This window comes from Pedobacter caeni (genome assembly GCF_900129215.1).
In the GTDB taxonomy this organism is placed as follows: Bacteria; Bacteroidota; Bacteroidia; order Sphingobacteriales; family Sphingobacteriaceae; genus Pedobacter; species Pedobacter caeni.
On sequence record NZ_FQUQ01000005.1, the window covers coordinates 690286 to 700515 of the forward strand.

7 protein-coding genes and 1 pseudogene are annotated in these 10230 nt (G+C 40.7%); 6 read left to right on the forward strand and 2 right to left on the reverse strand.

The window, feature by feature from the left end; translation table 11 throughout:
• The first annotated feature begins 7 nt into the window (after nucleotides 1–7).
• Nucleotides 8–2392, forward strand: coding sequence for an outer membrane beta-barrel protein (locus tag BUC20_RS26975; RefSeq protein ID WP_084529314.1), 2385 nt, complete (start codon nucleotides 8–10; stop codon nucleotides 2390–2392).
• A gap of 19 nt (nucleotides 2393–2411) precedes the next feature.
• Here the strand turns inward: BUC20_RS26975 and BUC20_RS26980 are convergent, their stop codons facing one another.
• Nucleotides 2412–2858 (reverse strand): DoxX family protein, encoded by a 447-nt coding sequence (locus tag BUC20_RS26980; protein ID WP_073235578.1) that lies wholly within the window; start codon nucleotides 2856–2858, stop codon nucleotides 2412–2414.
• A 50-nt stretch (nucleotides 2859–2908) separates the two neighbouring features.
• On the reverse strand, nucleotides 2909–3754 hold the full coding sequence (locus BUC20_RS26985) for a mechanosensitive ion channel family protein (RefSeq protein ID WP_073235581.1): 846 nt from the start codon (nucleotides 3752–3754) through the stop codon (nucleotides 2909–2911).
• 237 nt (nucleotides 3755–3991) lie between these two features.
• Here BUC20_RS26985 and BUC20_RS26990 point away from each other — a divergent pair, with 237 nt between their 5' ends.
• The 5 genes and pseudogenes from BUC20_RS26990 to BUC20_RS33985 all read left to right on the forward strand — a co-directional run.
• Nucleotides 3992–4732, forward strand: coding sequence for a phosphatase PAP2 family protein (locus BUC20_RS26990; protein WP_073235584.1), 741 nt, complete (start codon nucleotides 3992–3994; stop codon nucleotides 4730–4732).
• A 108-nt stretch (nucleotides 4733–4840) separates the two neighbouring features.
• Entirely contained in the window at nucleotides 4841–5599 is a 759-nt protein-coding gene (locus tag BUC20_RS26995) for a phosphatase PAP2 family protein (RefSeq protein WP_073235587.1), read from the forward strand.
• A 288-nt stretch (nucleotides 5600–5887) separates the two neighbouring features.
• Nucleotides 5888–6724, forward strand: a complete 837-nt coding sequence (locus BUC20_RS27000) for a siderophore-interacting protein (RefSeq protein ID WP_073235590.1) — start codon at nucleotides 5888–5890, stop codon at nucleotides 6722–6724.
• 118 nt (nucleotides 6725–6842) lie between these two features.
• The gene (locus BUC20_RS27005) at nucleotides 6843–7049 is read left to right on the forward strand and encodes a hypothetical protein (protein ID WP_073235593.1); all 207 of its coding nucleotides are present in this window, start codon (nucleotides 6843–6845) and stop codon (nucleotides 7047–7049) included.
• Nucleotides 7050–7765: 716 nt separating this feature from the next.
• Nucleotides 7766–10230 (forward strand): annotated as a pseudogene (locus BUC20_RS33985) (hypothetical protein); the annotation flags it as partial.

Genomic DNA, 10230 nt, shown 5'->3' on the forward strand with positions numbered 1-10230 from the left:
AGATACCATGTCTATAAAAAACATAACCCGAATATTATGCTGCATCACGATGTTCTTCCTGGCTGCATACGCAAAAGGACAAACCGTTCCGAACCACAACGCAGTCTCAGGCGTAGTCGCAGACCAGGCAACGAAACTGCCTTTAAGTTATGTTACTGTCCGCCTGAAAACAGCAGATGGGATCATCTTCAAAGCCATGCTGACCTCAGACAATGGATCATTTCAGTTCAGGGACCTCCATCCCGGACAGTATACCCTTAGTTTATCTGCATTGGGTTATCAGCTCTTGCAATTGCCTGCCGGAGGAGCTCCCGATACCCTATACCTTCAGTCAAAAGAAAATAGCCTGAAGGAAGTTTCGATTACTGCCGACAAGCCCATTGTCAGGCAGAAGGCGGGTAAAATCATTTACGACATGCAAGCGGATCCCGATAGTAAAAGCAGTCAGCTGCTGGAAATGATGCGCAAAATTCCTTTTGTCTCCGTAGATGGCAATCAGAATCTGCTGTTAAAAGGAAGCCCTGATTTCAGGGTTTTTCTAAACGGAAAACCATCCGGTATGTTTGCAAGAGATCTAAAATCCATTTTAAAAAGTATCCCGGCATCAACAGTCCAAAGCATTGAAGTAATGACGATTCCCCCGTCAAAATATGATGCTGAAGGATTGGCCGGGATCATCAACATCATCACCATCAAAAAATTAAATAACGAATTGAATGGTACCCTGAATTTAAATGCCCGTCAGCCAGACGCAAGCACGGGTATTGGAAGCTCATTTACTTACAAAAAGGACAAATGGGGAATGTCAGTTCTTACAGGCGGAAACTTAAATCATAGCCCAAAATTAGGTAGTACGGGATTCAGGCAAAGTTCTGGTGCAAATCCAACGGATTTATTTCAAGAGCGAAGCCGATGGTCAGATCAGAAAACAGGTTATTTAGGAACAGAGTTGAGTTATGAAATAGATACTTTAAACCTGATCTCAGCCAGGTTTAATACCAATGGAAACCGGTCTGAGGACAATGGTTTTTTACATTCAGAAATGAAGGGAGCTGAGGGGATTTTGCAAGGTTATGAGCTTGCGGAGCGCACAAGGAACAATAGCTCCGGAATGGATTTCTCGGCCGACTATCAATTGGGCTTCAAAGCGGATAAGAACCGGATGCTGACCTTATCTTACAGTTATCAAAACTATAAAAGCTGGCCTTCCACTGAAGCGTTGATCTCCAATGTATTGAATTACCCTGGCCGGGATTACAGGCAGGAACAGTACGACCGTACCAAAGAAAATACCGTACAGCTGGATTATGTCTATCCTCATAAAAATCTGACGATAGAAATGGGAGCAAAAGGGATATTCCGGAATAACAATGCGGATTTCAAGGTAGATCACGATCCTCAGAACAGCGATCATTTAACCTATAGACAGCAAGTTTTATCTGCCTATAATTCTTACCAGTTGAATTGGAAAAGCTGGAATCTTCAGGCCGGTCTGCGTTTGGAACGAACCCTGATCGATGCTGATTTCCTGACCAATTCTTCAAGTGTAAAGCAAAATTATACCAATTTATTTCCAACCCTGGTGATCAGTAAGACATTAAAATCCGGGAATAGTCTGAATGCCGGCTTTTCGCAAAGAATGAAAAGACCGGGAATAAACAGGCTCAATCCTTTTGTAAACCGAGTAAATCCAGACTTCGAAATTACGGGTAACCCGGATTTACGTCCTGTAGTGGTCAACTCGATCTCTCTTGGGTATAACAGCTCCAAAAAGCTAACCTTTAATGCTGGAATGGATTATTCCTTTTTAAATGAGGCAGATTTGGCAGTGAGTACTTTTGATCCGGTTCGCAACATTACAAGAAAGACTTTTGATAATTCAGGAAAACTTGCCGGACTCAGCAGTTTTATCTATCTCCGGTACCCTTTAGCCAGTCGACTGGACCTGAGCCTGAACGGACGTGCCATCTATTTCTGGATCAGTGGTGAGACTATGGGGCAAAAAATGAAAACAGAATTGTTTACCTATTCCTTCAACTTATCCTCCGGATATAATTTTGAAAGTGGTTGGCGGGCCAGCATGAATTTTAACCTGGATAGCCGAAATCCAACCGGTTTTCAGGGAACAACGAACGGGATGTTTTCTTCTTCTTTTAATGTCAGCAAAACGCTGATTAAAGATAAATTGTCTTTCGGGGCAGGAGTCAATAACCCATTTACAAAATTCAGAACGAATAAAACACTTACTGAAGGTACCCAATTTTACCAGGCCGACTATTCCCAAAGTTATTTCAGGTCGTTCAGTGTCAGTTTGAATTACAACTTTGGCGGATTAAAAGATAACCTGAAGAAAAATAAGCGCGGGATCAGGAATAATGACGTATCAAATTAAAAACAGAGTGTGTTGACGTTCATCGTTTTCTGGAGAACAGGGATTGTAATTCCAAATCTCTGACCGGACTTGCAGCCAGGTAAGCCAGCAGTAAAATCAGCAGGAATTCCGGCAGGTAAAAGAAGTAACTTAACCAGGTATGCAGGGGCAACCCAGAGGGGATGGAATGAAGGTTAACGGTAAGGATTGCAGCAATCATCACCACAATTAACACTACACTACTTAACCTTTTAAACAGACCGAGGAAGAGGAAGGTACCGGCAATCATTTCGATACCGGAGAGGAGATAGCTGGCAACAACAGGAAAGGGCATTCCGGTGCCGGTCAAGGTTTCCAGCATAGATTTATGATTTGCATCTACCGTTAATTTATTGAATCCGGTAACGAAAAAGAAGATCCCAATACTCAACCTGATGATCAAATGAATGACCCATTCGTAATTTCTGGTTTTCCTGTGATAACTCATAAATAAGATTTATAGTTGAATTAGCGCCGCAATTTGCGGCGCTATAAAATTTATTCTGCACCCAGCGCTGGTGCAGGGCCATCTGAGATCACGTGGATCTCACGTTGCGGATAAGGAATGCCAATGTTATTTTTATCCAGCTCCTGTTTGATCAATTGGTAATTTCTATGATAAGTTGGCCAGAAATCTCCGTTTGCAGACCAGGCGCGGGTGGTCAGGTTTACGGCGTTATCGCCCAAAGCACTTACAAGAACTACCGGTGCAGGATCTTTGAGCACAAGCGGATCAGCGGCTAAAGTTTTCAGGATCACATTTCTCGCCACATCAATATCTGAGTTGTAAGATATGCCAATTACATATTCTGCCATTCTGTTTTCATTATCGGAAACGTTATTGATCACCGCATTTGCCAATGGGCCGTTTGGAGCATATAATGTTGTTCCATTTTTTGCCTTTAAGGTCGTATATAAAATGTCAATCTTCTGAACGGTTCCTTCAACACCATTGCTGGAAGAAATGAAATGTCCGATTTTGAAAGGTTTAAACAGCAGGATCAATACCCCACCTGCAAAATTGGAAAGACTTCCCTGCAAGGCAAGACCGATCGCCAGACCGGCAGCACCGAGAACTGCGACAAAAGAAGTATTGGGAATTCCCAGGGTAGAGGTTACCGTAAGCAATAAAAGGATGTACAGTATGGCTTTTAAAATGCTAAGAAGGAAGTTCGTAAGCGAGCTGTCGATCTTGCCTTTATTGAGGCGTTTCGTTAAAACGCGAAGCAGAAATTTGATCAGCCAGATGCCGATTACTAAAACAAGGATCGCACTAATAAAAGAGGGGAGGCTGTCAATTAATCTGTTCAGTAGGCGTTCAATACCGATTTCTAAATTAGTCATAAAGTGTTATTTTTCAGTTTTACCAGGAGTAACACATTTATAATGCCATTTATTACTCAGCCGGGCCTGTTTTACCTTAACCTTAAGGTTAAAATCAATTTTTGCAAAACCGGGATTTTTATTGCATTTTGAAAGCCCTGAATAATGGTCGGGCAAGGTTACATTGCCAGAGACGAAGAATAACTTCAGATTTCCTACAAAATTAGGGTATAGTTTTGGTTTAGAATTATTATAACGATGTTGAGATTGAGATGTGCCCTGTTACTGATCCTGTGTTTTCCTATATTAACCAAGGCACAGCAAGCGGATTCTTTGGCAAAGAAAAATACCTTTCGGATAGCCCCTTTTATTATCCCTACCGTATTTATTGGTTATGGATTAATGGCAAAAGGAGATAACTTTATCAGGGATCTGGACCGTACTACACAATCTGAACTTCAGGAAGACCATCCGCTGTTCTCAAAACGAGCGGATGATTTTATGCGTTACGTACCAGCTTTGGCCGTATATGGATTAAATCTGGCTGGTGTAAAAGGAAAGAACACTTTGCTGGATGCTACCGGAAACTATGTGGTAACGATGGGAATCATGACCGCTGCGGTAGCCATTGCCAAAAAACAATCACATCGTCTCCGGCCGGATGGAAGTAGTTACGATTCTTTTCCTTCCGGACATACTGCTACCTCATTCGCCTCCGCGGAATTTCTGAAACAGGAGTATAAGGATGTCTCCCCATGGATTGGTTATGCCGGATATGCCGTAGCCGCAGGAACTGGTGTTTTCAGATTATATAATAATAAGCATTGGGTAAGCGATGTTGTTGCAGGAGCTGGTGTCGGAATTCTGTCTGCAAAACTCGGATATCTGGTGTATCCACATCTGAAAAGACTCATCATGGGCAGAAAACAAACTAATTTCAACCTGATGCCAGCCTATCAGGGTAAAGCAGTCGGGTTTTCTTTTTCCGGAAGATTCTAAATATAAAGAAGATTTTAAACGACGAAAATACCGGCTTCAGAATTGCTCCATATTCCCTACAGAATTGCTCCATATTTAGAGGATAGCTTTGGCTAATAACTCTATGACATGAAAAATTTTCTTTGTTTTTTAGCCCTTTGCTGCTTTCCCGGACTGATGTATGGACAGATTCAGCAACCTGATTCTACAGCCATAAAAAAAGCCGCAGAAAATACCCTGAAAATTAAGTCATTGATCATTCCTGCCATCTTTATCAGTTATGGAGCCCTTTCATTAGGTAATAATGCCATTCGGGATCTGGATAAAACGACAAAAGACGAGCTTAAGGAAGACCATCCTTTGTTTGCAGCGCATGTAGATGATTACTCGCAGTTTGCTCCGGCTCTGGCTGTTTATGCGTTGAACCTTGCCGGGATCAAGGGCAGGCATAACCTGGCGGATGCCACCGGAATCTATGTGTTGTCTTCTGCAATTATGGGAGGAACAGTGTCTATCTTAAAAAGTAGTTCACACCGCTTGAGGCCAAACGGGAGTGGATATAACTCGTTTCCTTCCGGACATACTGCAAATGCTTTTGCAGCGGCTGAATTTCTGAATCAGGAATATAAAGAGGTCTCTCCCTGGTATGGCTACGCCGGGTATACGGTGGCCGCGGCAACAGGAGCTTTGAGGATGTACAACAATAAGCATTGGTTTAGCGATGTGGTTGCAGGAGCCGGAATAGGGATTTTATCCACCAAAATGGCTTATTACCTGTATCCCCGTTTAAAGAAACTGGTATTGGGTAGGGAAACTACTGTAAATTATAGCATGGTACCTGCCTATCAGAACGGGGGGGTCGGACTTTCTTTCCATGGCACATTCTAAATACAGAATCACCTTGTAAAAAAGGGGTTGAACTTCCCGGAACAACCCCTTTATCGTCGACATCCATCGAGTCAGAATAAATTATACTCAAATATATCATCGCAATAAATCCTAAAAAATGATCTTCGTCACAATTTTATATAAATGGCGATTGGGCTGTATTTGAGCGCTGTTTATTCTTGAAAATGCAATATTAATGTCATTAAAGACCGGAGTTTTGATTATTGTTTGTAATCGTTCTAAATAATAGGACTTTTGCAAGCAGTAAATTAATTAAAACTTACCGTTATGGAAAAGAAAGAAAATTTAGCTGCGCAAATCGTAACGACTACCCTTTATCTGAAGAGCCGGGAGTACATTACTCCTCATTATATCAGAATCAGACTTACCGGTGATGATGTTTATAAATTCGCTGAACCTACGATAGGAGTAAACAATAAAATCTATATCCCCCCGGTGGGAGTGGATGAGGTCCATTATCCAAGCTGGGACTTTGAAGCCGAGAAATGGAATATGCCACCAATAGAAGTGCGGCCGGCAATCCGTACCTATACTCATCGTGGAATAGATCTTGAAAAAAAAGAAATGATCATTGATTTTGTAGCGCATGGCGATCAGGGCCCGGCATCTGCCTGGGCAATACATGCGAAACCCGGAGCGCCTTTGGGGATCAGCATGAGGGCAAAGTCGACGGAACTTTACCCCAAAGCAGACTGGTATCTTTTAGCGGGGGATGCAACAGCGATCCCGGTAATGGCGGCAATCCTGGAAGATCTTCCTGAAGGAGCTGAAGGATTTGCTTATCTGGAAGTGGCAAGTGAAGCAGAGGAGCAGTTGTTGCAAACTAAATCAAAGGTCCAGATTAAATGGATTCATAATCCTGTAGCCGGAGAGGGGACTTTCCTGGCTGAAGCAGTGCGGCAGACGAGTTTACCGGAAGGAGAAACGCCAGGCAAATTTGCTTATGTCGCTGCTGAATTTAAATCAGTCAAAGCCATTCGGCAGTATCTTCGTAATGAAGCTTTTTGGCCCAGGGAAGAGGTCTATGCTTATTCTTATTGGAAAGCGGGAATCTCTGAAGATGGATCGGAAGTAGACCGGAGAGCAGAATATCTCGAAAAATAATACAATTTGTAATTGCCATAATATCTTGTAAATTTAGTGCAGTTACTTACTGAAATATTAAACATACTTCATGCGGTAATTTTATATCATTATGCGTTTTTAAGAATTTTGCTCTCCAATGAAAAAAATAACGCTTTATATAGCCGGATGTTTGATCGCTGTATGCAGTATGTTTCTTGCAGCCTTTCTTATCGCTTTCTTTTCCGGTGATCCTGTCAATTATATTTTTGACAAATACTTTTGGATTGCTGCGCTTTCTTTTGGCGTGTGTCTGGGTTATTTTCTATCAAGGGAGAATATTTCTAATCCCTGGAGCGAAGAGTAGGAACCGATCATTAATGTAGTGGTTTTTTACCAGGCCCTCTTTCTTTACTTTTTCTTCGTTTGCTGACAAGATTTGTAGTCCATACTTATTTTTAGGTCTTGTCTGTGTTTCTTTATTTGGTAATTTTTATTTCAAATCATGTATATATTTCATTTTAGTGATTTTTGTTTTTCATTTGTTTCGTTGTAGTTTTAAAGTCCGTCAGCTTTAAGTGTTTGTATCTTCCTTTTTACCTAAGTATCTGTTGTGATTGTTCTTATTGGCATAATGATTTATTTATATTTAATTGGTATTATTTACCCCGTATTGGGGAAAATATTACACTAATATTCCCGAATATGTTTTGATCTTTATTCCTGTTCGTTTTAACTTAATTTCAAAAATCGTATTTAATGTGCTTTTGTTGGTGTTTTTGCTGATTATTATTTTATTGGCTTAGTTTTTATTTAGAAAAATGATTTTTTTGTTCAAATTTTAATAAAATGAACAAAATTCTGATTAATTTGGTGGTAATAAATATAGTTAATCTTTAAGAAAGTTGCTGGGGGGGCTGATCATCTTGAAAGAAAAAGCAATCATTTAAATGGATCTGATCCAGATGAGTGATGCTCTCATAAGGAGAATAAGCCTGTATAATAAATATTATGCTAAAAACGCTCCGAAGTATTGTGGTTTCACTGGGTAAGAAATTACACTTTCTGTTTACATTTTGTTTATTGGTTAATTTCTCGGTTGCCTATGCTGAAGGGAGTAAGGATTTATATCCGGCTGGGGTAAGTGGGAATAGAGCCTTTTTATATTCAAACTCATCTGCCAGCAGCTCAGTTTCCTTTCCTTTCAAAACTCTTGGTACGCACTATGTATATGCAAAAAAAAATGAATTTATCGCAGTTGCCTCAAGTGTACAGGGGATAAGTAATGGAGGAGAGATAAGGGTAACTGCTCCAAATGGATCCAGAGACGTAATTACTGTTTACGATGGAAGGATTCCCGACAGGTTAAGAGAATTGAATGGGCCAAACCATTTTGGAGAAAATCATAGCAATAAATATACCCCCTCTTATATCCCGGTAAATGGGGATGAAGGTATATGGAAAATCGAATTTATTCCTAGAGGATCTGAAACAAGCCCTGATAATCCTGAACCTACAGATGATTTAGCTGATGGGGATTGGAGCATTGAAGGTAGACGATCTGTAGTAATTGCCGCCTGGGATATTTCAGTTGAAGATGAAAGTCGTACAAGTTGGAGGGAAGGCAGAGTATATACGAATCTATTAAACCTTAAACTATACAATACATTAGAATATGAAAATGGCGCTTATCATGGAACAAATTATGTGCTGACCAAGGACGGCAGGATTTATAGGGTAAAAAACAATGGAAATAACGGATATGCATTTACTTTTTTTTCGAACAATAAAGGGTTCATAGACGCAGCAGGAAGCCCAATTTATAAAAGCTTAAACACTACTAATTCCCTGGTGATTAAAAATAGTGTTCATGATCCGCGTATTGCTGATGATGATGTTAGAAATTTAGTCACTCACAAGCTTTTTTATCAGCCACCTTCATTTGATTTGCCTTCTTCAGCCCCTGTTATATTGTGGTCTAAAACAAACTCCAAAATTCAAACACAAACCTGGCTTAAAAATACCGCAATTGTGCCGATTGTTACAAAGGTTGCATTCAATGGGTCAGAAGCTGCCACTCCAAACCAGGCAAGTCAAAAGGGAGGAATAATTACATTTACGGCAAATGTTCCCGGAACATTTCGGATCACTATACCTATTGCAAGCCCAGGACGTGATAAAGTTATAGTAGGTTTAGCTGCTGCTGGTGAAAATCGGATTGAATGGAAGGGCTTAGATGGAAATGATCGTCTTGTGAGTCCGGGTTTGATCATCCCAAAGATCAAAGTAAAGCTATCCTCCGCTGAAGTCCATTTTCCCTTTATAGACATGGAGATCAATCCTAAAGGGATAGTTATAGAGTTGACAGAAAACAAACATCCATACCTTGTAAAGGATAAATCACTTGATGAAAGTGTTTACAATGACCGTGTTTACTGGGATGATAGTGATGTTTCTGAAGGAATGGCTGGTGAAGGTTCAGATCCAAAAGTGAACAATATTGAAGGATCTTCCAGTAGGACTCTTGGACATATATGGGGTACTTATAATCGGGACTACGAGGTTACACGGAATGGGAATGATGGCCGTGGAAGTTTCAGTTTTGGGAATGAGAAGGCTATGGATACCTATGCCTATATTCTGAGTAATGAAGAGGCTGCAGAATTAAATGTAAATATCAAGGTTGCTGATCTGAAGATCGTAAGCATCACACCTGTAGGTAATAGTCTTGCTTCTGGAAAAGAATTGAGTTATGTTGTTAAAGTTAAAAATGATGGGCCAAGCGACATAACAGGAGCGAATTTCCAATTTCTTGCTCCTCCTGGTTTTCAAATTACTAAGGCTGTACACTCATCCGGCACTTGTGCTACTGAAAGTAACCAGAACATAAGTGGAAGCAATTATTCTTCTACCCTGAATTTAAAGAATAACTGTGAAATCAGTTATACAATAACCGGGATTATTGGAACGGGAATGTCCGCTCCACCATTTCGTGTAGAAGCAAATATCATGCGTCCGGCTGATGTCACGGACCCGGATGCAACAAACACCGAATTTGCTCAAAAACCATTGACCGCTGCCACTGAATGTGCTGCTGTCGCATCTGTGGTTGGTTGTAATAATATAATGTATAACGATGTCGTGGCCAGAGAAGTCTGCGTTAATTCATTGATTGCTCCAATAGAGTATACTTTACTGCCGGGGGGAACTGAAATAGAAATAACTGATTTGCCTGTTGGTTTAACTTTTAGATACGTAAGCGGAAACGTTATTATTGATACCCCTCCAACCATCCCCGGAGAATTCATTTTTACTATTGGGACAAAAGGGAATGATACAAAAAAAACAACTGTTTTAGTTAGGGTCAAAGCTAATGGCCTTGCTGCTGATATTGAGGTTACCGGTCATGTCATTTGTTTGGGAGAAAATGCACTCCTTAAGGCAACAAGTTCGATTACCGGAGCGGTATTTACCTGGTACAGTGATGCAGCCCTTACTAACCGGGTTGGTACCGGATCAAGTTTTGAGGTGGTTGCACCAACTGCTGA

What these genes read in the sequence shown, in the direction of transcription:
- BUC20_RS26975 (WP_084529314.1), top strand. Translation starts at nt 8, where the DNA reads ATGTCTATAAAAAACATAACCCGAATATTATGCTGCATCACGATGTTC.
- BUC20_RS26990 (WP_073235584.1), top strand. Translation starts at nt 3,992, where the DNA reads ATGTTGAGATTGAGATGTGCCCTGTTACTGATCCTGTGTTTTCCTATA.
- BUC20_RS26995 (WP_073235587.1), top strand. Translation starts at nt 4,841, where the DNA reads ATGAAAAATTTTCTTTGTTTTTTAGCCCTTTGCTGCTTTCCCGGACTG.
- BUC20_RS26985 (WP_073235581.1), bottom strand. Translation starts at nt 3,754, where the DNA reads ATGACTAATTTAGAAATCGGTATTGAACGCCTACTGAACAGATTAATT.
- BUC20_RS27000 (WP_073235590.1), top strand. Translation starts at nt 5,888, where the DNA reads ATGGAAAAGAAAGAAAATTTAGCTGCGCAAATCGTAACGACTACCCTT.
- BUC20_RS27005 (WP_073235593.1), top strand. Translation starts at nt 6,843, where the DNA reads ATGAAAAAAATAACGCTTTATATAGCCGGATGTTTGATCGCTGTATGC.
- BUC20_RS26980 (WP_073235578.1), bottom strand. Translation starts at nt 2,858, where the DNA reads ATGAGTTATCACAGGAAAACCAGAAATTACGAATGGGTCATTCATTTG.